Raw genomic sequence first — 22,181 nt, 5'->3', positions numbered from 1 at the left:
TCGTTCAGCTCGTGGCCGGTGCCGCGGCCTTGAACAGGGCCGCCACTTTGCGCTTGCTCTTGATGTTGCTGGAGATCGCGCGTGACGAGGCAGTCTTGGGGGTTGCTTCCCAGGAGGGCGCGGCTTCCCGCTCGGGCGCCTCGTAGGGCTTCTCGAAGAAGGGATCGCGCGGCGCCGCCGGTGCACGGTGCGGCCGGCCACCGCGGCCGAAGCGGGCTTCACCGGAGCGCTCGCGCGGCTGGTCGAGCACGTCACGCGCATCGCCCGCTTCGCCTTCGTCGCGCCAGTGGCGGCGGCCGTCGTTGATGCGGCCGCGCGGACGGTCCTCGTCGAACTCCACCGGCTCCAGCTCGATCTTCTTCTTGATCAGCTTCTCGATGTCGGCCACCAGCCGCACGTCGTTGCCGCCGCTGGCGAAGCTCACCGCCAGGCCGGAGGCGCCCGCACGGCCGGTGCGGCCGATGCGGTGCACGTAGTCCTCGGCATTGAAGGGGATGTCGAAGTTGAAGACCGCCGGCACGTCCTTGATGTCCAGGCCGCGGGCTGCAACGTCGGTCGCCACCAGCAGGTCGACCTCGCCGGCCTTGAAGGCGGCCAGCGCCTTCAGGCGCTCGTCCTGGCTCTTGTCGCCGTGCAGGGCGGTGGTGTTGAGTCCCTCGCGCTCGAGCGAGCGCGCCAGCCGTGCACAGCCCAGCTTGCTGTTGACGAAAACGAAGGCTTGCTTGAGGCCGCGCTGCCTCAGGATCTGCTTCAGCGCACGGCGCTTGTCGTCGTCGCTCACGCTGTAGAAATGCTGCTCGACGGTGGAAGCCGTCTCGTTGGGCCGCGCCACCTCGATGGTGACCGGGTTCTGCAGGTAGCTGCTGGCCAGGCGCTTGATCTCGGGCGAAAAAGTGGCCGAAAACAGCAGCGTGGTGCGCTGCTTGGGCAGGTACGACAGGATGCGCTGCAGGTCGGGCAGGAAGCCGATGTCCAGCATGCGGTCGGCCTCGTCGAGCACCACGTACTCGACCTGGTTGAGCACCGCGTTCTTGGCTTCGATGTGATCCAGCAGCCGGCCCGGCGTGGCCACCAGCACCTCGACGCCCTTCTTGAGCTCCAGGGTCTGCGGCTTCATGTCGATGCCGCCGAACACCACCGTGCTGCGCAGGTTCGTGTACTTCGCGTACATCTTGACCTGCTGCGCCACCTGGTCGGCCAACTCGCGCGTGGGCAGCAGCACCAGGGCACGCACCGGGTGGCGGGCGGGCGAGGTCGAGCTGTTCTCGTGCTTGAGCATGCGCTGCAGCAGGGGCAGAGAGAAGGCGGCCGTCTTGCCGGTACCGGTCTGCGCGGCGCCCATCACGTCCTGGCCCGCAAGCACCACCGGGATGGCCTGCGCCTGGATCGGCGTCATGGTCTCGTAGCCCATGTCGGCCACGGCGCGCGCCAGCGGTTCGGCCAGGGAAAGATTGGAGAAGGAACTGGTCATGAACCTTCTATTGTCGCACCGCCGCAAAATCCAGGGATGACATTGCGGTGACTGGATGTTTCGCTACTTTTTCGATAGCAGCAAAGCACCCTCCCGCAGGCGCTACAGGCTCCGTGCGGCGAAAGTGTCGCAGTCCTGGATCTTCCCGGTCTTGTAGCCGGCGCCGAACCAGCGCTGCCGCTGGGCGCTGGAGCCGTGGGTGAAGCTGTCCGGCACCACCGCCCGGCCGGCCGAGCGCTGCAGGGCGTCGTCGCCGATCTTGGCCGCGGCGTTCATGGCCGCCTCGATGTCGCCCGGGTCCAGCCACTGCTTGGATTCCTGCGAATGGTGCGCCCAGACGCCGGCGAAGCAGTCGGCCTGGAGTTCGACGCGCACGCTCAGCGCGTTGTTCTGCGATTCGCTGAGCCGCCCGCGCATCTGGTCGACCTTGCCGGTGATGCCCAGTTCGTCCTGCACATGGTGGCCCACCTCGTGCGCGATCACGTAGGCGCGGGCGAATTCGCCGGGCGCGCCGAGCTGGCGCGAGAGGGTGTCGTAGAAGCCCAGGTCGATGTAGACCTTCTTGTCGCCGGGGCAGTAGAAGGGCCCCATGGCCGACTGCCCGGTGCCGCAGGCGGTCGGCGTGGCGCCGCGGAACAGCACCAGGCGGGTGGGCCTGTAGCTGCCGCCGTTCTGCTGGAAGACCTGGCCCCACACCACCTCGGTGTTGCGCAGCACGGTGGAGACGAAGGCGGCCTCGCGGTCCTCGGCCGGGGGCCTTTGCGCCGGCCCCTGCTGCACCTGCGCCGGCGGTTCGCCGCCGCTCATCATGCCCAGAAGGGTGAGCGGATTGATGCCGAAGATCCAGCCCGCGACCAGCGCCACCACGATGGTGCCCAGCCCCACGCTGCGCCCCCCGATCGGCAGGCCGCCGAAGCCGCCGCCCCCGCTGCGACGGTCCTCGACGTTGTCCGATTGTTCGTTGCCTTCCCATCTCATGACGCGCTCCTTGCCGCCCCGGGGCGGTTGCCGTGCCGATGGTACGCGCTCGGGACGCGGCCGCCTGTCAGGCTTTTGGCAATGTCACGCCGCGCTGGCCCTGGTACTTGCCGCCGCGGTCCTTGTAGCTGGTCTCGCAGACCTCGTCGCTCTCGAAGAAGAGCACCTGGGCGCAGCCCTCGCCGGCGTAGATCTTGGCGGGCAGCGGGGTCGTGTTGCTGAATTCCAGGGTCACGTAGCCTTCCCATTCGGGCTCGAAGGGCGTGACGTTGACGATGATGCCGCAGCGCGCGTAGGTGCTCTTGCCCAGGCAGATGGTCAGCACGTTGCGCGGGATGCGGAAGTACTCGACCGTGCGCGCCAGCGCGAAGCTGTTGGGCGGGATGATGCAGAAGTCCCCCTGGAAGTCGACGAAGCTCTTCTCGTCGAAGGCCTTCGGGTCCACCACCGTGCTGTGGATGTTGGTGAAGACCTTGAACTCGGGCGCGCAGCGGATGTCGTAGCCGTAGCTGGAGGTGCCGTAGCTGATGATGCGGTGGCCGTCCCGTTCGCGGATCTGGCCCGGCTCGAAGGGCTCGATCATGCCGTTCTTCTCGGCCATGCGCCGGATCCACTTGTCGCTCTTGATGCTCATGTCGGGGTCCTTCCTGGGGCCGCCATTCTAGGCAACCCCGGGCCCTTTCCCGGGATCTCAGGCAGCACGGGCCTCGGAGATCACGGTGCGCTCGACCAGCCGATCGTCGCCCAGCACGATCATCGCGAAGAGCAACTCCTCCAGGCTGTTCGCGCGCGCCGTCTTGCGCGCCAGCAGCGGCGTCGCCTTCGGGTCGAGCACCAGGAAGTCGGCCTCGCAGCCCGGCTGCAGATTGCCGATCACCCCGTCCAGCCCCAGCGCCCGCGCCGCGCCGCCGGTGTGGCGCCACCACAGCTGCGAGGGCGGGATGCTCAGGCCCGGCTTGGTCTGGCCCTCGCGGCCGACGTAGTAGGCCGCCAGCATGGTCGAGAAGGGGCTGAAGCTGGTGCCGCCGCCCACGTCGCTCGCCAGGCCGTAGGCGCAGCCGATGCGGTCCGCGCCCTCGAAGTCGAAGAAGCCGCTGCCCAGGAACAGGTTGCTGGTCGGGCTGACGGCCGCCGCCGTGCCGGTCTCGCGCATCAGGCGGCGGTCGGCGTCGTCGAAGTGGATGCAGTGGGCGTAGACGGCCCGCTCGCGCATCAGGCCGAAGCCGGTGTAGACGTCCAGGTAGGAGCGCGCCGCCGGGAACAGCTCGCGCGCCCATTTCACCTCGTCCTTGTTCTCCGCCACGTGGGAATGGATCCAGGTGTCCGGGTACTTCGCCGCCAGCTCGCCCGCGCCACGCAACTGGGCGTCGGTGCTGGTGGGGGCGAAGCGCGGCGTGATCGCGTAGCCCAGGCGGTCCACGTTGTGCCAGCGGCGGATCAGCGTCTCGGTGTCGACCAGGCTCTGTTCAGTCTCGTCGCGTACACCATCAGGCGAATGGCGATCCTGCAGGACCTTGCCTGTGATCATGCGCAGGCTGCGGCGCTGCGCGGCCTCGAAGAAGGCCTGCACCGACTGCGGGTGCGAGGTCGCGAAGGTCAGGGAGGTGGTGACGCCGTTGCGCAGCAGCTCGTCGAAGAAGACCTCGGCCACCTCGGCCGCGTGCGCCGGTTCGGCGAAGCGGCTCTCGGCCGGGAAGGTGTAGTTTTCGAGCCAGGGCAACAGCCCTGCGGAGGGGGCACCGATGATGTCGGTCTGGGGAAAATGGACGTGCATGTCCACGAAGCCGGGGGCGATGACGCGCCCCGGCCAGTGGGTCACGGCCAGGCCCGGATGGCGGGCGGCCACCGCGTCGTGGGCGCCGGCGTCGATCACGCGCTGCCGGCCGGCGGCGTCGGGGCCGACGACGAGCAGGCCGTCTTCGTCGTACACCGGCTGGCCGGCGGCATCGAAACGCAAAAGGGAGGCACGGTACGCTTGCATGGGCTCGGAGGGTAAGGCCGCGCGGCCGGTACGGAATGTGCGAGCGCGTATGGACGCTATATGACAACCCGGCGTCCGCCCCGCCCTTCGCGGGGCCGGCCTGCCGGTCGAACATAATTCCTTTTTACGCCAACACCAACAGCGATGTCTTCCGAGACGCAAAACGCCGCGCCCTGTCCAACATGAAAGTGCTTCTCATCGGGAACTACGTCCCCGACGGCCAGACCAGCATGCTGGCCTTCAAGCGCATCCTGGAACGCGAGTTGCCCCATGAGGGCTGCGAGCTGCGCGTGCTCACGCCGCCCCGGCGCGTGCTGCACGTGCCCACCAGCTCGCGCCTCTGGAAATGGCTGGGCTACGTGGACAAGTTCATCCTTTTCCTCCCCACCCTGGCCCGCCAGCTGCGCTGGGCCGACGTGGTGCACGTGGCCGACCATTCCAACGGCATGTACATCCCGTGGGTGAAGAACAAGCCCAACGTCATCACCTGCCACGACGTGATTGCCGTCCAGGCCGCCAAGGGCATGGTCGACGGCTGGAGCGTGGGCTGGACCGGGCGCCTGTTCCAGCGGCTGATCGTCAAGGGGCTGGGTGCGGCCGACCTGGTCGCCTGCGTCTCGCACCTGACCCGGCGCGAACTGCTGGCGCTGGGGCTGGCCGAGGAATCCCGCGTCACGGTGGTGCTCAACGGCCTCAACGACGACTTCCGCCCCGTCCCGCCGGCGGAAGCCCAGGCCCTGATTGGCCGCTTCGGCCTCTCGACGCAGGACAAATACCTGATCCACGTGGGCTGGGACCTGGCCCGCAAGAACCGCCGCAAGGTGCTGGAAACCTTCATTGCGCTGCAGGCGCACGCGGCCGCCAGCGGCCGGCCGGCGCCGGTGGACCAACTGCTTTTCGTCGGCCCGGAGCTGGTGCCGGAGATGGCCGAGCTGGCGCGCGAGCACGGCGTGGCCGACCGCGTCAAGGCGGTGCAGAAGGTGTCGCACGAGGAGCTGCGTGCCCTGTACGCGAGCGCGACCGCCCTGCTCTTTCCCTCGCTCCAGGAAGGCTTCGGCTGGCCGATCATCGAGGCCCAGGCCTGCGGCTGCCCGGTCTTCACCTCGGACCTGGCGCCGATGAACGAGATCGGCGGCGAAGGCGCGGTCTACGCGGACCCCAACGACGCGGAGGCCATGGCCACGGCCATCGAAGAGGCCGCGCCGCGCTTCGAGGAAATGCGCCGCCTGGGCCTGGAGAACGCCTCGCACTACACGGCGCACCGCATGGCCTCGAACTACGTGGAAACCTACCGCCGCGTGCTCGACGAGCGAAAGGCCGCCCGGTGAAGAGGCTGCTGGGGCTCCTGGTGGTGCTGCTGCCCTGGTCCCTGAAGCGTGCCGTGCTGCGGCGCTTCTGGGGCTACGAGATCGCGGACGGGGCGCGCATCGGGCTGTCCTATGTCTTCCCCGGCCACCTGGTGATGGGCGAAGGGGCCTACATCGGCCATTTCAACGTCGCCATCCACCTGGGCCGGCTCGAATGCGGCGCCCATTCGGTGATCGACCGCTCGAACTGGATCACCGGCCATCCGCCGGCCGGCGCCCACTTCACGCACCGCAAGGACCGCGACCCCACGCTGTCACTGGGCGAGCACGCCGCCGTCACCAAGCAGCACATCATCGACTGCACCGACCGCGTGGACATCGGCGCCTTCACGACCATCGCCGGCTACCACTCGCAGATCATCACGCACGGCATCAACGTGGTGGACAACCGCCAGGACTGCAAGCCGATCCGCATCGGCGCCTACTGCCTGGTGGGCACCCGCGTCACGGTGCTCGGCGGGGCCGCGCTGCCCGACCGGTCGATGCTGGGGGCGGGGTCGGTGCTCAACAAGGCGCACGCGGCGCCGTTCGTCGTGTATGCCGGCTCGCCGGCCGTGGCGGTGAAGCAGCTCGACCCCGAGGCCGCCTACTTCCACCGCGAGCGCGGATTCGTGCACTGAAACTGCCTACTGCAGGAAGCCGGGCTTGGCGTAGCCCGCGAACCTGCTGTCCACCACCGCCTTGAATTCCTTCGACCGGTAGACCTCGACCAGGTCGCGGGCCCAGGCCGCGTCCTTGTCCGCACGCTTGACGGCGACCACGTTCAGGTAGTGGTCAGGCGTCTTCTCCAGCGCCACCGCCTCGGTGAGCTTCAGGCCGGAGGAGATGGCGAAGTTGCCGTTGATGATGGCGTACTCGGTGTCCCCCAGCGAGCGCGGCAGCTGGGCCGCTTCCAGCGGGATGAACTTGAGCTTCTTCGGGTTCTGCTCGATGTCCTTCTCGGTCGCGCGGATCGGGTCGATGCCGCCCTTGAGTGTGACCAGTCCGTTCTGCTCCAGCAGCACCAGGGCGCGCGCGAGGTTGCTCGGGTCGTTGGGCAGCGTCACGCGATCGCCTTCCTTCGCCTCGGCCAGCGACTTGCGCTTGGTCGAGTAGGCCCCCAGCGGCGCGATCGGCCCCTGCACCAGCTCGACGAGGTCCAGCTTCTGGTCGGCCGCGAACTTCTTCAGGTAGACCAGGTGCTGGAAGAAATTGGCGTCCAGCGAGCCCTGCGCGAGCGCGAGGTTGGGCTGCACGTAGTCGTTGAACTCGACGAGCTTGACCTTGTAGCCCCTCTTCTCGAGCAGGGGCACGATGCCCAGCTTGAGCTGGTCGATGTTGGAGCCGGCGGTGCCGCCGATCACGAGGTTCTTCTTGGCGTCGGCCTGGGCCTGCGCGCCGAGTGCGAGCGCGGCGAGGGACAGGGCGAGGACGGTGCGGCGGAGCAATGCGTGTGTCATGGGAGATGCAATGAAGAGGAAAGAGGAAATCAGCGCTTGTCGAGGCGGCGCGCCGCGGTGTTGCCGGCGAACTGGAGGATCTGCACCAGCACCACGAGCAGCGCCACGGTGAGCACCATCACGTCGGTCTGGAAGCGGTAGTAGCCGTAGCGGATCGCCAGGTCGCCGATCCCGCCACCGCCCACCACGCCGGCGATCGCCGAATAGGAAAGGAAGCTCACCGCCAGCACCGTGAGCGCGAGCACGAGGCCCGAGCGCGCCTCGACCACCAGCACCCGCCAGACGATCTGCAGCTCGCTCGCACCCATGGCGTGGGCGGCCTCGATCACGCCGCGCGGCACCTCGCGCAGGCACTGGTCGACCAGGCGCGCGAAGTACGGGATGGCGGCGAAGGACAGCGGCACCGCGGCCGCCAGCGGGCCGATCGAGGTGCCGGCGATGATGCGCGTGAAGGGCACCAGCGCAACCAGCAGGATGATGAACGGAAAGGAGCGCACGGTGTTCACCAGCCAGTTGAGCACCAGGAAGGCCGGCCTGTTTTCCAGCGACTGCCCGGGCCCGAGCAGGAACAGCAGCACGCCGAGCGGGCCGCCGATGAAGACCGCGGCCGCGAGGCCGATGCCCAGCATCAGGAAGGTCTGCCCGCTGGCGACCCACAGCTCGGGCAGGATGGCGGCGATGTTCTCAGGCATAGGCCAGCTCCCGTGCGATGACCTGCTGCTGCGGCTCGGCCGCTTCCCGCTGGCGCCGGCGCACCAGCGCATCGAGTTCGCGTCCGAGCGCGGTGTGCCGTTCGGCGGCCGGTGCATCGACCGCGAACTGCTCGACCAGTCTGCCCTGCTCGAGCACTGCGACCTGCGTGCACAGCATCTCCACCACCGGCAACTCGTGCGTGACGATGACGATGGTGACGCCCAGCTTCGCGTTGATCTCGCGCAGTGTCTGCAGCAGCGAGCGCGTGGTTTCACTGTCCAGCGCCGAAGTGGGTTCGTCGCACAGCAGCACCTGCGGCCGCGGCGCCAGGGCGCGCGCGATCGCCACGCGCTGCTTCTGCCCGCCGGAGAGCTGGGCCGGATAGCTGTCGATCTTCTCGGCGAGGCCCACCACGTCCAGGCATTCGCGCACGCGCGCATCGATCTCGGCCCGCGCATGCCGGCCATGGATGCGCAGCGGAAAGGCCACGTTGTCGAACACCGTGGCGTTCTGCAGCAGGTTGAACTGCTGGAAGATCATGCCGATGCTCTGGCGCGTGTCGCGCAGCGCGCGCCGCGAGAGCGTGGTCAGGTCGCGTCCCGCGACGAAGACCCTGCCCGCATCGGGCCGCTCCAGCAGGTTGATCAGGCGCAGCAGCGTGGACTTGCCGGCGCCGCTCTTGCCAATCAGGCCGAAGATCCCGCCCTCGGGAATGTCGAGCGACAGCGAACGGACGGCATCGAAGACTTCGCCGCTGGGCAGCGCAAAGGATTTCTGGACGGATTCAAGACGAATCACTGGCGGCTTGGGAGTGCCGTCGAAGGAAGGGCCGGTCATCGAGCTTCAAAAAGCGGTGGAGTATGGCCAGCGGAGGGCGCCAAGAGAACGAACAAATAGTGGATTGCTTATGCGGCCCGTGCGCGCGCAGTCCCGGCGCAAATCGGATATCGACATGCGCACTTCTTCGTTCGCAGGGTGACGCTTCGATGGCACATTCGCGCTCCCTTTCTTTGCGCCGAGCGCTTCTTGAACATGCTTGCTTCCCTTCGCCGCCGCGTCCTGCTGGGCGCCATCGCCACGCTTTCCGCCGGAACCCTTCCCGCGCTGCCCGCCCAGGCGCAGGACAAGAACACGATCAAGGTCGGTGTCTCCGTCGGCAACGGCGAGCAGATCTTCGAGGTGGTCAAGAAAGTGGCGGGGCGCGACGGCCTGAAGATCGACCTGGTGGTGTTCAACGACTACCAGCTGCCCAATGCCGCGCTCGCGGCCGGCGACCTCGATGCCAACGCCTTCCAGCACCAACCCTTCCTGGACAACCAGAACAAGGCACGCGGCTTCGACATCGTGCCGGTGGGGCTGACCATCACCGCGCCGCTGGGCTTCTACTCGCGCAAGCTCAAGTCCATCGACGCGCTGCCCGACGGCGCCTCGGTCGGCATCCAGAACGACCCGTCCAACGGCAACCGCGCGCTGCTCCTGCTGCAGACGGCCGGGCTCATCACGCTCAAGCCGGAGGCGGTGAAGAACAACACCGCCACGCCGCTCGACGTCGTGTCGAATCCGAAGAAGCTCAAGCTCGTGCCGCTCGATGCCGCCCAGCTGCCGCGCTCGCTGGACGACCTCGCCATCGCCGCCATCAACAACGACTATGCCGAGAAGGCGGGTCTCTCACTGGCGAAGGACGCGGTGATCAAGGAGTCCCCCAAGAGTCCCTATGCCAACCTGATCGCGGTGCGCCGCGCCGACAAGGACAAGCCGTGGGCGAAACGGCTGGTCGCGGCCTACCAGTCGCCCGAGGTCAAGAGCTTCATCGAGACCCAGTTCAAGGGCTCGCTGGTACCGGCCTTCTGAAGAAAAGGCCCGCGCGGCAGCCTACTGCCAGACCCGGTACACCCGCCCGGTCTGCGGCCCCTCGACGCTGCGCACATAGGCCTGCGCGGCCCGCTCGGCCGGTACGGATTCGAAACCCGGAAAGTAAGGGCCATAGGTCGGAAGCGACTCGGTGAGCACGGTGGGGCTCACCGCGTTGATGCGCAGCCCGCGCGGCAACTCCATCGCAGCGGCCCGCACGAAGCCCTCGACGGCCGCGTTGACCGCGGTCGCGTTGGCGCCCTCGCGGATCGGCTCCTCGGCCACGATGCCGGTGGTCAGCGTGATCGAGCCGCCGTCGCGCAGCACATGCTGGCCCAGCAGCGCGAGCCGCACCTGGCCCAGCAGCTTGTCCTGCAGCCCGAGGTTGAAGTCGGCGGGCCGCATGGCGGACAGCGGCCCGAAGAAGAGATTGCCGGCCGCCGACACGATCGCATCCAGCGGCCCGACGGCCTCGAACAGCGCCTCGACGCTGGCGTCGCTGGTGATGTCGACGCGATGCTCGCCATGACTGCGCCCGGCGCCCAGCACCTCATGCCGCTTCGCCAAGGCCGCCGCCACCGCGCTGCCGATGGCGCCGCTGGCACCCACCAAAAGAATCCTCATGAACCACTCCGTTGGACGAGACGGACCGATTGTTCGGCCGGGGCCTCGACCGATCAATGGCGATACGCTTCGTCCAATCGAAAGCGAGAGTTAGCAATATGGACAAGCTGCGGGCCATGGAAGTCTTCGTCGCCACCATTGATGCCGGCAGCTTCGCCGCCGCGGCCGAGGCGCTGGACCTCTCCGCCGTGATGGTCGGCAAGCACATCCGGGCGCTGGAAAGCCAGCTGGGTGCGCGCCTGCTCGAGCGCACCACGCGCCGCCACCGGCTGACCGAGATCGGCGCCGCCTACCTCGAGCGCTGCCGCGACGCGCTGGCGAGTGTGCGCATGGCCGACGGCGTGGCCGAGGCGCTGCGTGCCGTGCCGCAGGGCACCCTGCGCGTGACGGCGCCGGTGGCGTACGGCGCGCACCGGCTGACGCCCGTGATCGGCGATTACCTGGCGGCGCACCCGCAGGTGAAGGTGGAACTGAACCTCAACGACCGCATGGTCGACCTGGCGGAGGAAGGCTTCGACTGCGGCGTGCGCTCGGGCACGCCGGTCGACGAACGGCTGATCGCGCGGCCGCTGGCGCGCTCGCGGATGTTCGCGGTGGCCAGCCCCGCCTTCGTCGCGCGCCACGGCATGCCGGGCCATCCCCGCGAGCTCGAGGCCCTGCCCCTGCTCGGATTCGCCGCCTGGGGCCCGGACCATGCGTGGCGCTTCACGCGCGGCGAAGAGACCGTGCACGTGCCGGTACGCGGTCCGCTCCACACCAACAACGGCCAGGCCTTGCTCGCGGCCGCGATGGCCGGCGTCGGCGTGATCGTGCAGGCCGACCCGCTGCTCGCACCGGCCATCGCCGCGGGCCAGGTGGTGCGGCTGCTGCCGGACTGGGAGCTGCCTACGCGCGACGTCTTCATCGTGCGCCAGCCCGAGGCACGGCCGAGCGCCAAGCTGCGCAGCTTCGTCGATTTCGTGGTCGAGCGCCTGGGCTAGCGCGGGATGCGCCCCTGCACGCCTTCGGCCAGCCAGTTCATCGAGAGGATCTGGTCGTCGCGCAGGCTCAGGCCCTTGGCGATGACGAGCCGGCCCTCGTTGTCGCGCACGTCCTCGACGGCGCGGAAGACCTGCAGCTTGCCGCTGGCGATGTCCTGCTGGCGCGCCAGCACCTCCTCCTGCACGGCCTTGGGCACCTTCGGGCCGAAGTCGCCGACGCGGATCATTCCCTCCTTGACGCCGCCCCAGACGTTGATGGGCTTCCAGCTGCCGTCGAGCACCGCCTGCGCGCGCTGCGTGTAGTAGCCGCCCCACTGGTGCGTGACGGCGACGATCTGCGCATCGGGCGCTGCCTTGCGCATGTCGGAGTGGTAGGCGACGGCCATCTTGCCGCGCTCCTGCGCGGCGGTCATCACGGCGGTGGAGCCGGTGTGGAAGGCGATCACGTCCACGTCCTGGTTGAACAGGCTCATCGCGGCATCGCGCTCCCTCGGCGGATCGAACCAGGCGTCCAGCCACACCACCTTCACCTGCGCGTTCGGGTTGACCGAGCGCATGCCCAGGGTGAAAGCGTTGATGCCCTGCAGCACTTCCGGAATGGGAAAGCCCGCCACGAAGCCGGCGACGTTGGTCTTGGTCATGCGCCCGGCCGCGACGCCGGCCAGGTAGCGGCCCTGGTAGTAGCGCGCATTCGCGGTCGCGACGTTCGGCGCGTTCTTGTAGCCGGTGATGGATTCGAACTTCACGTCAGGGAAGTCACGCGCCACCTTGAGGGTGGGCTCCATGTAGCCGAAGCTGGGCGTGAAGATGAGCTTGTTGCCCTGCTGCGCGAGGTCGCGGATCACGCGCTCGGCATCCGCGCCCTCGGGCACGTTCTCGACGAAGGTGGTCTTCACCTTGCCGCCGAGCGCGGCCTCGACGGCCTTGCGGCCCTCCTCGTGCTGGCGCACCCAGCCGGCATCGGTGATGGGCGCGACGTACACGAAGCCGATCTTCAATGGATCGGCCGCGGCCTTTGCGGATTGGGAAAAAGATGGCGAGACGAAAAAGCAGGCGGCCGCGAGCGCGGCTGCGAGGTTTTTGTACATGGTGTTCCTCTACATGGCCCCGGACAAAAAAATTGGCGCTGCGGGGCAGCAGCGCCGGGGCGATATTTTAGTCGGCTGCGGCCATGACCTGGTTCAGCCCAGCCGGATCAACATCGACCCCGCAGTCGCCAGCAACACGGCCAGCGGCACGCGGCGGTCCAGCGGCTCTTTGAGGATCGTCACCGCGATCACGGCAGCAAAGACCGCGCTGGTATCGCGCAGCGCGGCGCCCAGAGCGATGGGCGCGTGCTGGAACACCCACAGGATCAGCAGGTAGGACAGCATCGCCGCCATCCCCGCAGGCAGGGCCCGGGGCCACTGGGCGGCCATGACGGTCACGGACGCGCCCGAGCGGCGCTGCAGCGCGGCAAAGGCGGCCGCGTTCACGATGCAGCACGGCGCTCAGCAGCGCCGCGCCGACCAGCAGGTTGTCCATGGCGCCCGCCGAAGCTCAGGCGTCCAGGACGCGGTAGAAGAAGGTGGTGTCGCACAGGCCGCCCTGCGGCCACAGCGCGTAGCCGGGGACGGTGCCGCAGCGCTGCCAGCCGCAGCGTTCATAGAGCCGTTCGGCGTCGCCGCTGGCCGTGTCGAGCACCAGCAGCGACTTGCCGCTCTCGCGCGCCAGCTGCTCGGCCGCATGCATCAGGGCTTCACCCAGTCCCCGGCGCCGCGCCCGGCGGTGCACCAGCATCTTCGAGACGTCGGCGCGGTGGGGCTGGTTCTCGGGCTGTGCAAGCACCAGCTGCACCGTGCCCACGATGCCGCTCGCGTCCTCCGCCACCAGCAGCGCGCGCTCGCCGCGGGCCACGCCCTCGGCCACGCCGCGCCAGAAGGCCAGCGCCCGGGGCACGGACAACGGATGCATGAAGCTCACCGAGGCGCCGCCTTCCACGCAGTCGATCAGCAGTTCGGCAAGCGCGTGGGCCTGGCCGTCCGTGACCTCGGTGAGGCAGCGGACGGGCGCATGGGGGGTGTTCATCGCTTCTGCTCTCCTCGCTGGCGGCTGGGCAGACGATCTTAGGGGATGGCCGCGCGCGGCCCCGCGGCAGCGCGCATGCGGCGCAGCCACCACGCGGCGATGCGAATTCGCAACTTCGCGCGCTCCACGGCGCAATAGTTCACGACGACGGCATGCACCCGCGACGGCGCAGCAGTAGGATGGAAACGCGCAACGCCCATCGGCGTTCGTTGGAAGCGGTCAGGTCATGAAAGCGCGTATCGAATTGGGAGCACTGTTGTCGGCATCCGTCCTCGGCATCTGGGTGCCGGCCGAGGCGCAGACGATGCGGCAGTCGGCCGCGCCGACTGCAGCGGAGCAGCAGGAGGCCGACTGGCGCGTGATCGCGGCGCGCTGCGGCACCCCGGCATTCGAGAAGGGCTTCTACAAGGAATCCCGCGCCGCCGTCGCCGCGGGGCTCGTCAACAAGAACCGCCCGCCCGCGGACGTCGAGAAATCGGTCGAGGCGCTGCGCCGCAGCCCCTTCGTGCTGGTGGCGAGCAACGCGGACTGCCCGAACCAGCTGGCGCAGCTGAAAGAGCTCCAGAAGACCCGCAAGGGCATGGCGCGCCCCGGGCGCACCCAGCGGCCCTAGCGGCCTGCCGCGGCGCGCTTCTGCGTCCGCCGCATCTCCTCGAACCACTCGGCCACGCAGCGCGCTTCGGGCGTGGCCCCGGGCGCCAGGCCGTAGTAGTAGCGCGTGAGCGGCATGCGCATTTCGGGCAGGCAGGCCTGCAGGCGCCCCGATTCCAGGTCATGCGCCAGCAGCGAGGCCGGCGCCAGCGCGAGGCCCAGCCCGTCGACCGCTGCCTGCATCACGAAGTGCAGGTGATCGAACTGCAGCCGCCCGGCAGGCCGGGCGCGCGGCGCGCCGAAGCGCCTGCGCCAGTCGTCCCAGTCGCTCTTGCGCGTCTTCGCGGACAGCAGCACATGGGAGGAGAGGGCTCTGACGTCGGCCAGCGGCTGCGTGGCGAACAGCGCAGGCGCGCCGACCACCAGCCCCTCATCCTCCAGGAACGGATGCACCTGCATCGCCCGGGGCCAGCCTTCCAGCCCGCGCCGTACCGCGACGTCGAAGCCCTCCGCCTCCTGCTCGGGCAGGCGGGTGCTGGTGACGACCTGCGGCTCGATGTCCGGATAGCGCTCGACGAAGTCCGGCAGCCGCGGGATCAGCCAGCGCAGCGCGAAGGAAGGCCGCACGTTGATGCGTACGGCGGCGCGGCCCGCGGCCGGACGGGCCAGGGCGCGGGCCGCCGCACCGATCTGCGCGAGCGCGGGCTCGACCTCGGCATAGAACTGCTGCCCCTCGGCGGTCAGCGCGACCTGGCGGATGCGCCGCTCGAACAGCGCCACGCCGAGAAAGTCCTCGAGCGACCGGATCTGCCGGCTCACCGCGCTGTGCGTGACGTGCAGCTCGGCCGCCGCGCGCGTGAAGCTCAGCTGCCGCGCCGCCGCCACGAAGACACGGACGGCATTCAGGGGTGGCTCGCGGGACGGCATGTGTGCGATTTTCTCACGCATGCAGGCGCAGGAATGTCGTTTGTCGAAGCCGGGACGGCAGGCGCACGATCGGGCTACCGATGCCGCCGAAGCCCCTCTCGTCTACCGCCACCGCCGACGGCAACTCCCGCCACGCCGCCATCGCGCTGGCCTTGGCCTTGCCGGCGGACACGCTGCTGTACCTGCTGCTGCCGATGTACGCCGACCAGTTCGGCATCACGCTGGCCGAGGCCGGGCTGCTGCTCGCCGCCAATCGGCTGGTGCGCATCGCGGGCTATGGCCAGGTGGCACGCTTCTATGCCCGCCGCGGCGACCGCCCCACCTGCCTGCTCGCGGTGACGATGGCCGCGGTCTGCGCGCTGGGCTACGCCATGCTCTCGGGCTTCTGGGCCCTGCTGCCCCTGCGGCTGCTGTGGGGCCTGTGCTTCGCGGCGCTCAACCTGTCGACCCAGGCGCTCGCGACGGCGGACCCGATCGGCGCGTCGCGCCGCAGCGGCCGCTCGCGCGCCTTCATCGCGATGGGGCCGGTGCTCGCACTGCCGCTGGGCGCGCTGCTCGCGCAGTGGGCCGGCCCACGGCCGATCTTCCTGGTGCTGGCCGCGGTCGCGCTGCTGGGCCTGGCGGCCGCGCGCAGGCTGCCTGCGCTCCCGCACCCGGTCACGGCATCCAGGCGCCGCTTCCAGCGGCCCAACAGCCTCGATGCCTGGTCCTTCATGGAGGGCCTCACGCTCGACGGGCTGTTCATCGTCGGCCTGTCCTACCTCGGCCGCGACCTGCTGCCGGGCGGAGCGGTGGTGGTGGCCGGCCTGCTCATGGCGCTGCGCTACCTGGCCGAGATCCTCTTGAGCCCGGCCGGCGGCCGCATGGCCGAAAAACTCGGCCCCGAGCGCCTGCTGGTGCTGCTGTCGCTGCTGACGGCACTGGCGCTGGTGGGCTTCGGCGCGGGCTGGCTGTGGTCCTGCGCCGCCGCGATCGTGGTGCTGCGCGCCCTCCAGCTGCCGCTGCTGCCGCCGATCGTGATGCAGCGCACGCCGGGGCCGGCGCGCGTGCAGGCCCTGGCGGCACGCGCCGTCTGGCGCGACATCGGTGCGGGCACCGGGCCGCTGCTGGCGGGCCTGCTGCTGCCGCTGGCGCCCACGACGTGGCTCTACGGCATCCCGGCCCTGCTGCTGGCACTGGCCGCACTGGCCTGTGCCCGCACCCCCTCCCTTCCCGCCACGACGGCAGAAACGCGAACGCCATGACCGAGCTTCACACCATCGACACCCTGGCCCAACTCGAAGCGCTGTATGGCCGGCCCGGCGAGGCATCGCTCAGGAAAGTGACGGACCACCTGCATCCGCACTACCAGGCCCTGATCGCGGCCTCGCCCTTCGCGGTGCTGGCAACCTGCAGCGGCGACGGTCTCGACACCTCGCCGCGCGGCGACCCACCGGGCTTTGTCGCCGTGCAGGACGAGAGGACACTGCTCCTGCCGGAACGGCGCGGCAACCACCGCATCGACAGCCTGCGCAACATCGTGGCCGACCCGCGCGTGGCCCTGCTGTTTCTGATCCCCGGCGTCGGCGAGACGCTGCGCGTGAAGGGCCGGGCCCGCCTCACGGTCGCGCCCGAGCTGCTCGCGCGCTTCTGCGTCGACGGCAAGCCGCCGCAATGCGTGCTCGTCATCCAGGTCGAGTCGGCGTACTTCCAGTGCGCGCGCGCCATCCAGCGCTCGAAGCTGTGGGCGCCGGTGCCGGCCGATACGCCGCGCACCGTGCCCACGCCGGGTGCGATCCTGGCCGCGCTCAGCGCGGGCGAATTCGATGGTGCGACCTACGACCGCGAACTGCCACAGCGGCAGAGGAACACGCTGTACTGAGCACCGCCTGCGCGGGTCCTGGGCCCCGGGCAGAATGAGTCCCGACCTGGAGACACCATGAGCACACCCCGCGACCCGGCGGCAGCCGCCGCCCCTTCGCGCCCCTTCTACGGCTGGTTCGTCGTGGCGGCCGCCTTTGCCGTCACCCTCGTGGGCTTCGGCAGCGCCTACACCTTCAGCGCCTTCTTCGAGCCGCTTCAGCGCGACTTCGGCGCCTCGCGCGGCTCGGTGTCGCTGGTGTTCTCGCTGGCGGGCTGCCTCTACTTCGGGCTCGGCATCGCGAGCGGGCCGCTCGCGGACCGCTGGGGCGCTCGCCCGCTGGCGGTCGGCGGCATGCTGCTGGTCGCGCTGGGCCTGGCCCTCGCCGGCCGGGCGCAGAGCCTGGGCGGGATCTACCTGGCCTACGGCCTCGGCATCGGGCTGGGTGTGGGCTGCTCCTATGTCCCGGTCCTCGGCGTGGTGCAGCGCTGGTTCCTGCGGCGCCGCGGCTTCGCCTCGGGGCTGGCGGTCAGCGGCATCGGTGTCGGCACGCTGGCGATGCCGCCGCTGGCGGCGTGGCTGATTGCGACGCTGGGCTGGCGCGACGCCTACCTCGCGCTCGGCGGGCTGGCCGCGCTGGTGGGCGTCGGGATGGCGCTGCTGATCGAGGACGATCCGCACGGACGCGGCCAGGGCCCCGACGGCGATCCCCTGCGGCCCGGGCTGCACACTGGCGCGCCAGCGGGCATGGCCGTGCGCGAGGCCCTTCGCTCCCGGCGCTTCGTGCTGCTCTACGCAGCCTGCCTGGTCTCCTCCTTCGGCCTGTTCGTGCCCTTCGTCCACCTGGTGCCCTACGCCCTCGACCACGGCATTCCGCAGGCGCAGGCGGTGCTGCTGCTGGGCGGTGTCGGCATCGGCAGCACGGTCGGCCGCTTCTTCCTCGGCGGCCTGGCTGACCGCTTCGGCCGGCAGCTGTCGATGGTCTACATGTTCGCGGGCATGGCGCTCGCCCTTGGCATCTGGGCGGCATCGACCGGCTTCCTGGCACTGGCCGTGTTCTCGCTGGTCTATGGCCTCTTCTACGGCGGCTTCGTCGCGCTGCTGCCGGCCCTGGTGATGGACTACTTCGGCGGCCGCCACATCGGCGCGCTGATCGGCCTGCTCTACACCAGCGTCGCCGTCGGCACCCTGATCGGCCCGAGCGCCACCGGCTTCGCCTTCGACCTCAGCGGCAGCTACCTGCTGCCGCTGATCGCGGGCGTGGGTGCCAACCTGCTGGCCGCGGCCGTCATGGCCGCCATGCCCAAGGCGCCGCGCACGCCCGGCACCTGAAGCGCCTTCACGCGCACACGGCCTCGCGCAACAGCCCGGCCAGGCGCGCGACCGGCGCCTCGGGCTGCGCCTGGGCCCGGTACATGGCCAGAGCCATCGACGGCAGCGCCGGCAGGCCTGCCTCGGTGCGATCGAGCGGGCGCACCTGCGACGGCAGCCCGAAGGTCGTGCGCGCCGACAGGCCCAATCCGGCCAAGGTCGCGGCCCGGAGCCAAGGCCTGCGTCCACAGGCTTCATGATCAGCCGAGCACGCTTTCGAACTGCTCGAGCGTCTGCGGATGGGCCGCCAGGGCACGGCGCAGCGCGGGCAGTCGCTTCTTCGCGGCATCGCGCAGGGCAGCCGGCGTCTCTTCGAAGGCATCGGACAAGACTTCGTCATGCTGCTCGACCAAGATGGCCGCCAGCGTGGCGGCCTGCATCAGGTCCTTCTCGGCCTTCTCGCGAAAGCTCTGGCGCGACGCGCTCGAGTACAGCTTGTGCCAGACGAATCGCTCCGGCCGCGGAAGCATCAAGGGAATGCAGTGCCCGCCGGCCAGCATCGCCGCCTGCCGGGGATCATCCAGCAGGTAGGCGTAATGCGGCATCGTTTGCGCATGCCATGACAACTGGGGCACTGGCACGGTCTTTCCCATCCGATCGCCGTGCGTCAGTACGTCCACCCGCAGCCCCTCCCGCCCCTTCTGCTTGACCGAGGTGGAGGGTGCCTGGCTCGGCATGCCGGGGACAGGGGAAAAGTCCAGCTGCGTGGCGTCCATGGCAGCAAGGAACGACGCCGGCACGGCCAGCTTCAGCTTCTGCCGCGCCGCGAGATCGATGTCCTGGGTCCGCGCAGCGACGGCCTTGGCACCCAGTTCGTTGAGCCACGCCATGTAGCACAGCGTGCCGACCAGCGTCACGCCCGCCCCGAGGATGCCGCGGTTGTGCAGTTCGACCAGCACGCCGGCAACGCCCTTGTCCGCCACCTGGAACTGGAGCTTGCGCAGGTCGCGGACCTGGGCCGCAACCCACTGCGCGAACTCGATCCGACGCAGCATGCCGTCATGGGCCTCGGCATCGTCCTCTCTGCCGACCATCTGCTCGGCCTGCCGTCCCGGCAGCGGGTAGTAGACACGGTACCAGTAGGCATAACCAGTGCCTTGGCGCTTGACCAGGGTGCCCGGCGTCCCGGGAAGCAGGATGTCCGCCGAACCTGTACGCTCCTTCAGCTCGGCGTACTGGGTTCTGAAAGCCAGTTCTTGCGATCGGTACAGGATGCCTGAGGCCATGTCCGGAGTTACCCAATAAAAGCGAATTTTATTGGGTAAATGCTCCAAGGCTCCGTGTCACGCCGTCCCGAACCGCGCGAAGCACTCGTTCAAGCGATCCGTCCAGCGCGCCTTCATCGCCGCGTCGACAAAGCTGCCCTCGAAGCTGTTCGCCGCCAGCTGCCATGCATGCTTCGCCGTCAGCCCCGTCGCCGCGAAGGTCTGCAGGAAGTTCTCGTTCATGTAGCCGCCGAAATAGGCCGGGTCGTCCGAGTTCACGGTCGCACACAGCCCCGCGTCGAGCAGCTGCCCCAGGTTGTGCTGCGCGAGGTCGGGAAAGACGCAGAGCTTGAGGTTCGACAGCGGGCACACGGTCAAGGGGATGCGCTCCTGCGCCAGGCGCTTCATCAGCGCCGGGTCCTTGGTGCTCTGCACGCCATGGTCGATGCGCTCCACCTTCAGCACGTCGAGCGCGCTCCACACGTAGGCCGGCGGCCCCTCCTCGCCCGCATGGGCGACGAGATGAAAGCCCAGCTCGCGGCAGCGGGCGAACACGCGCGCGAACTTCTCGGGCGGATGGCCGACCTCGCTGGAATCGAGACCGATGCCGATGAACTTGTCGCGGAACGGCAGCGCCTGCTCCAGCGTGGCGAAGGCGTCCTCCTCGCTCAGGTGACGCAGAAAGCACAGGATCAGCGCCGCGCTCACGCCCAGCTTCGACTGCGCATCGACGCAGGCGCGGTGCAGGCCGTCGATCACCGTCTGCATCGAAACGCCACGCGCCGTGTGCGTCTGCGGGTCGAAAAACATCTCGGTGTGCACCACGTTGTCGGCGGCGGCGCGCTCGAGATAGGCCCAGGCCATGTCGTAGAAGTCCTGCTCCTTCAGCAGCACGCTGGCGCCGGCGTAGTAGATGTCGAGAAAGCTCTGCAGGTTGGTGAAGGCGTAGGCGCGGCGCAGCTCCTCGACGCTGGCGTAGGGAATGGCCACGCCGTTGCGCTGCGCCAGCGCGAAGATCAGCTCGGGCTCCAGCGAGCCCTCGATGTGCATGTGCAGCTCCGCCTTGGGCATGGCGGCGAGCAGCGCGGGAAGGCGATCGGCGGGGATGTCGTGGGCGAAGGGGCGCAGGTCGGTCATGGAGCGGTCGTGGGTGGTGTTCGCGCACAGGATAAGCGCTGCTGACCGTCTCGGCCACATTGCGACGCTTACGCGCTGCTGGGATGCCTTTGCGATTGAGTGCTGCTCCGGTTCGCCCCAGGAAATGCACCCCCGCCGCATGCTCCGCGGGAGGCGGTCTGCGGACCGGGCGATTTCTGGGGCGGCGAGGAGCGCAGTTTGGGGGCGGGCGCGCCTGCCGAAGGACAGGCGCGCTTCGTGAACTGACTCGCCGCAGCTGTTTGAGCGGAGTGCCCCGAAGGGGCGCATAGCGAGTTCTTCGGCGCCGCCCCCACGCGAGCACCGCAGCGGAGTCGGCGCGAAGCGACGAACGCCCCAGTATGAGCCCGGGCTGCAGACCGCCTCCCGCGGCGCGCACCGTCCCCCAGCAATAAAAAAGGGTTGCCATACGCAGCAACCCTTTCAGGCCGAAGCAGGACCGCTTACTTCTTATCGCCGCCAGGCACCTTGCCCTCAACGCCCTTGACGTAGAAGTTCACGCCCGAGAGGAACTTGTCGTCGGCGACCGCACCGGCGGCCACCACTTCCTTGCCGTCCTGCCCGACGATCGGGCCCTTCCAGATCGAGAAGCTGCCGTCCTTCAGGCCCTTCTTGATCTCCTCGACCTTGGCCTTGGTCTCGGCCGGCACGTCCTCGGCGATGGAGACGATGTCGATCGCCCCTTCCTTCACGCCCCACCAGGTCTGACCGGTGGCCCACTTGCCGTCCAGCGCGTCCTGCACGGCCTTGGTGTAGTACGGCGCCCAGTTGATGATGGCCGAGGCCAGGTGGGCCTTGGGACCGTAGGCGGTCATGTCCGAATCCCAGCCGAAGGCGCGCTTGCCCTTTTCCTGCGCGGTCTTCAGGACGGCGGGCGAGTCGGTGTTCTGGAACAGCACGTCCGCACCGCCGTTGATCAGCGCGGTGGCCGCCTCGGTTTCCTTCGGCGGGCTGAACCACTCGTTGACCCACACCACCTTGGTCGTGACCTTCGGGTTGACCGACTGCGCGCCCAGGGTGAAGGAGTTGATGTTGCGCAGCACCTCGGGAATCGGCACCGAGCCCACCACGCCCAGCGTGTTGCTCTTGGTCATGGAACCGGCGATCACGCCGGCCATGTACGCGCCCTCGTAGGTGCGGCTGTCGTAGGTGCGCATGTTCTCGGCCGTCTTGTAGCCGGTGGCATGCTCGAACTTCACTTCCTTGCTGTCGTTCGCCACCTTGAGCATCGGCTCCATGTAGCCGAAGGTGGTGCCGAAGATCAGCTTGTTGCCCTGGCCCACCATGTCGCGGAACACGCGCTCGGCATCAGCCGACTCGGGCACGCTCTCGACGAAGGTGGTCTTGATCTTGTCGCCGAATTCCTTCTCGATGGCCTTGCGCCCGTTGTCGTGCGCGAAGGACCAGCCACCGTCGCCCACCGGGCCCACGTAGGCGAACGCGACGTTCAGCGGCGCGGCCGGCGCAGGCGCGGCGGCTGCCGGGGCCGGCGCCGGGGCGGCGGGCGCGGGGGCCGGCGCCTCTTCCTTCTTGCCGCAGCCGATCAGGGCGGCCGAGGCGACTGCGGTCAGGGCAGCCAGCTTGAGCAGGGAACGCTTGTTCAGATCATTCATTGGTGAAATCCTCGAATTGCTACACCGG

At 69.1% G+C, this 22,181-nt stretch carries 24 protein-coding genes; 8 read left to right on the top strand and 16 right to left on the bottom strand.

Annotated elements, in window-relative coordinates; translation table 11 throughout:
* Positions 1-4 precede the first annotated feature (4 nt).
* The 4 genes from A8M77_RS03170 to guaD all read right to left on the bottom strand — a co-directional run bounded on the left by A8M77_RS03170 (position 5) and on the right by guaD (position 4,430).
* Positions 5-1,471, bottom strand: coding sequence for a DEAD/DEAH box helicase (locus A8M77_RS03170; RefSeq protein ID WP_086920090.1), 1,467 nt, complete (start codon positions 1,469-1,471; stop codon positions 5-7).
* Positions 1,472-1,573: 102 nt separating this feature from the next.
* A complete protein-coding gene (gene ypfJ, locus A8M77_RS03165; protein ID WP_086920089.1) occupies positions 1,574-2,449 on the bottom strand; it encodes a KPN_02809 family neutral zinc metallopeptidase in 876 nt (291 codons plus the stop codon).
* Positions 2,450-2,516: 67 nt separating this feature from the next.
* Positions 2,517-3,083 carry a dCTP deaminase gene (dcd, locus tag A8M77_RS03160; protein WP_086920088.1) on the bottom strand — a complete coding sequence of 189 codons (567 nt, stop codon included), beginning with the start codon at positions 3,081-3,083 and terminating at the stop codon, positions 2,517-2,519.
* A gap of 57 nt (positions 3,084-3,140) precedes the next feature.
* Positions 3,141-4,430, bottom strand: coding sequence for a guanine deaminase (gene guaD / locus A8M77_RS03155; RefSeq protein ID WP_086920087.1), 1,290 nt, complete (start codon positions 4,428-4,430; stop codon positions 3,141-3,143).
* Between the two features lie 182 nt (positions 4,431-4,612).
* Between guaD and A8M77_RS03150 the strand changes: the two genes are divergently transcribed.
* Together A8M77_RS03150 and A8M77_RS03145 are read left to right on the top strand one after the other, a co-directional pair.
* On the top strand, positions 4,613-5,758 hold the full coding sequence (locus A8M77_RS03150; protein ID WP_158100873.1) for a glycosyltransferase family 4 protein: 1,146 nt from the start codon (positions 4,613-4,615) through the stop codon (positions 5,756-5,758).
* Complete coding sequence (locus A8M77_RS03145) at positions 5,755-6,417, top strand: acyltransferase (RefSeq protein WP_086920085.1); 663 nt, start codon at positions 5,755-5,757, stop codon at positions 6,415-6,417. Before A8M77_RS03150 ends, A8M77_RS03145 begins: the two co-directional genes overlap by 4 nt.
* A 6-nt stretch (positions 6,418-6,423) precedes the next feature.
* Here the strand turns inward: A8M77_RS03145 and A8M77_RS03140 are convergent, their stop codons facing one another.
* From A8M77_RS03140 to A8M77_RS03130, 3 genes are read right to left on the bottom strand one after another with little or no spacing between them, the layout of a single operon-like run.
* Complete coding sequence (locus A8M77_RS03140; RefSeq protein WP_086920084.1) at positions 6,424-7,236, bottom strand: MetQ/NlpA family ABC transporter substrate-binding protein; 813 nt, start codon at positions 7,234-7,236, stop codon at positions 6,424-6,426.
* 29 nt (positions 7,237-7,265) lie between these two features.
* Entirely contained in the window at positions 7,266-7,928 is a 663-nt protein-coding gene (locus A8M77_RS03135) for a methionine ABC transporter permease (protein ID WP_086920083.1), read from the bottom strand.
* On the bottom strand, positions 7,921-8,766 hold the full coding sequence (locus A8M77_RS03130) for a methionine ABC transporter ATP-binding protein (protein ID WP_086920082.1): 846 nt from the start codon (positions 8,764-8,766) through the stop codon (positions 7,921-7,923). Before A8M77_RS03130 ends, A8M77_RS03135 begins: the two co-directional genes overlap by 8 nt.
* Positions 8,767-8,961: 195 nt before the next feature.
* Here A8M77_RS03130 and A8M77_RS03125 point away from each other — a divergent pair, with 195 nt between their 5' ends.
* Positions 8,962-9,780 carry a MetQ/NlpA family ABC transporter substrate-binding protein gene (locus A8M77_RS03125; protein ID WP_086920081.1) on the top strand — a complete coding sequence of 273 codons (819 nt, stop codon included), beginning with the start codon at positions 8,962-8,964 and terminating at the stop codon, positions 9,778-9,780.
* 21 nt (positions 9,781-9,801) lie between these two features.
* Here the strand turns inward: A8M77_RS03125 and A8M77_RS03120 are convergent, their stop codons facing one another.
* A complete protein-coding gene (locus A8M77_RS03120) occupies positions 9,802-10,404 on the bottom strand; it encodes a short chain dehydrogenase (RefSeq protein WP_086920080.1) in 603 nt (200 codons plus the stop codon).
* Positions 10,405-10,502: 98 nt separating this feature from the next.
* Between A8M77_RS03120 and A8M77_RS03115 the strand changes: the two genes are divergently transcribed.
* Complete coding sequence (locus tag A8M77_RS03115) at positions 10,503-11,384, top strand: LysR family transcriptional regulator (RefSeq protein ID WP_086920079.1); 882 nt, start codon at positions 10,503-10,505, stop codon at positions 11,382-11,384.
* Here A8M77_RS03115 and A8M77_RS03110 read toward each other — a convergent pair.
* The 3 genes from A8M77_RS03110 to A8M77_RS03100 all read right to left on the bottom strand — a co-directional run bounded on the left by A8M77_RS03110 (position 11,381) and on the right by A8M77_RS03100 (position 13,451).
* Positions 11,381-12,472 carry a BMP family ABC transporter substrate-binding protein gene (locus A8M77_RS03110; RefSeq protein ID WP_086920078.1) on the bottom strand — a complete coding sequence of 364 codons (1,092 nt, stop codon included), beginning with the start codon at positions 12,470-12,472 and terminating at the stop codon, positions 11,381-11,383. The two genes, A8M77_RS03115 and A8M77_RS03110, sit on opposite strands and share 4 nt — an antisense overlap.
* Positions 12,473-12,565: 93 nt before the next feature.
* Positions 12,566-12,859: an EamA family transporter gene (locus tag A8M77_RS03105; protein WP_086920077.1), complete on the bottom strand. Its 294-nt coding sequence runs from the start codon at positions 12,857-12,859 to the stop codon at positions 12,566-12,568.
* 64 nt (positions 12,860-12,923) lie between these two features.
* Positions 12,924-13,451, bottom strand: coding sequence for a GNAT family N-acetyltransferase (locus A8M77_RS03100; protein ID WP_086920076.1), 528 nt, complete (start codon positions 13,449-13,451; stop codon positions 12,924-12,926).
* 256 nt (positions 13,452-13,707) lie between these two features.
* Here A8M77_RS03100 and A8M77_RS03095 point away from each other — a divergent pair, with 256 nt between their 5' ends.
* Positions 13,708-14,064 carry a hypothetical protein gene (locus A8M77_RS03095; protein ID WP_086920075.1) on the top strand — a complete coding sequence of 119 codons (357 nt, stop codon included), beginning with the start codon at positions 13,708-13,710 and terminating at the stop codon, positions 14,062-14,064.
* Here A8M77_RS03095 and A8M77_RS03090 read toward each other — a convergent pair.
* The gene (locus A8M77_RS03090; protein ID WP_086920074.1) at positions 14,061-14,969 is read right to left on the bottom strand and encodes a LysR substrate-binding domain-containing protein; all 909 of its coding nucleotides are present in this window, start codon (positions 14,967-14,969) and stop codon (positions 14,061-14,063) included. The genes A8M77_RS03095 and A8M77_RS03090 overlap by 4 nt on opposite strands.
* A gap of 80 nt (positions 14,970-15,049) precedes the next feature.
* Between A8M77_RS03090 and A8M77_RS03085 the strand changes: the two genes are divergently transcribed.
* From A8M77_RS03085 to A8M77_RS03075, 3 genes are read left to right on the top strand one after another with little or no spacing between them, the layout of a single operon-like run.
* The gene (locus A8M77_RS03085; RefSeq protein ID WP_086920073.1) at positions 15,050-16,213 is read left to right on the top strand and encodes an MFS transporter; all 1,164 of its coding nucleotides are present in this window, start codon (positions 15,050-15,052) and stop codon (positions 16,211-16,213) included.
* Positions 16,210-16,830 (top strand): pyridoxamine 5'-phosphate oxidase family protein, encoded by a 621-nt coding sequence (locus A8M77_RS03080; protein ID WP_086920072.1) that lies wholly within the window; start codon positions 16,210-16,212, stop codon positions 16,828-16,830. Before A8M77_RS03085 ends, A8M77_RS03080 begins: the two co-directional genes overlap by 4 nt.
* Before the next feature lie 57 nt (positions 16,831-16,887).
* On the top strand, positions 16,888-18,141 hold the full coding sequence (locus tag A8M77_RS03075; RefSeq protein WP_086920071.1) for an MFS transporter: 1,254 nt from the start codon (positions 16,888-16,890) through the stop codon (positions 18,139-18,141).
* 7 nt (positions 18,142-18,148) lie between these two features.
* Here A8M77_RS03075 and A8M77_RS03070 read toward each other — a convergent pair whose 3' ends face one another.
* From A8M77_RS03070 to A8M77_RS03050, 4 genes are all read right to left on the bottom strand, one after another.
* Positions 18,149-18,337 (bottom strand): hypothetical protein, encoded by a 189-nt coding sequence (locus tag A8M77_RS03070; protein WP_143694535.1) that lies wholly within the window; start codon positions 18,335-18,337, stop codon positions 18,149-18,151.
* Between the two features lie 43 nt (positions 18,338-18,380).
* Complete coding sequence (locus A8M77_RS03065; protein WP_086920069.1) at positions 18,381-19,406, bottom strand: GSU2403 family nucleotidyltransferase fold protein; 1,026 nt, start codon at positions 19,404-19,406, stop codon at positions 18,381-18,383.
* 57 nt (positions 19,407-19,463) lie between these two features.
* Positions 19,464-20,522, bottom strand: coding sequence for an adenosine deaminase (locus A8M77_RS03060; protein ID WP_086920068.1), 1,059 nt, complete (start codon positions 20,520-20,522; stop codon positions 19,464-19,466).
* A 461-nt stretch (positions 20,523-20,983) separates the two neighbouring features.
* Positions 20,984-22,153 carry a BMP family ABC transporter substrate-binding protein gene (locus A8M77_RS03050; protein WP_086920066.1) on the bottom strand — a complete coding sequence of 390 codons (1,170 nt, stop codon included), beginning with the start codon at positions 22,151-22,153 and terminating at the stop codon, positions 20,984-20,986.
* Positions 22,154-22,181 lie beyond the last annotated feature (28 nt).

The sequence above is a fragment of the Variovorax sp. JS1663 genome, from assembly GCF_002157355.1.
In the GTDB taxonomy this organism is placed as follows: Bacteria; Pseudomonadota; Gammaproteobacteria; order Burkholderiales; family Burkholderiaceae_C; genus Variovorax.
This window is presented reverse-complemented; position numbering and strand designations above follow the sequence as displayed.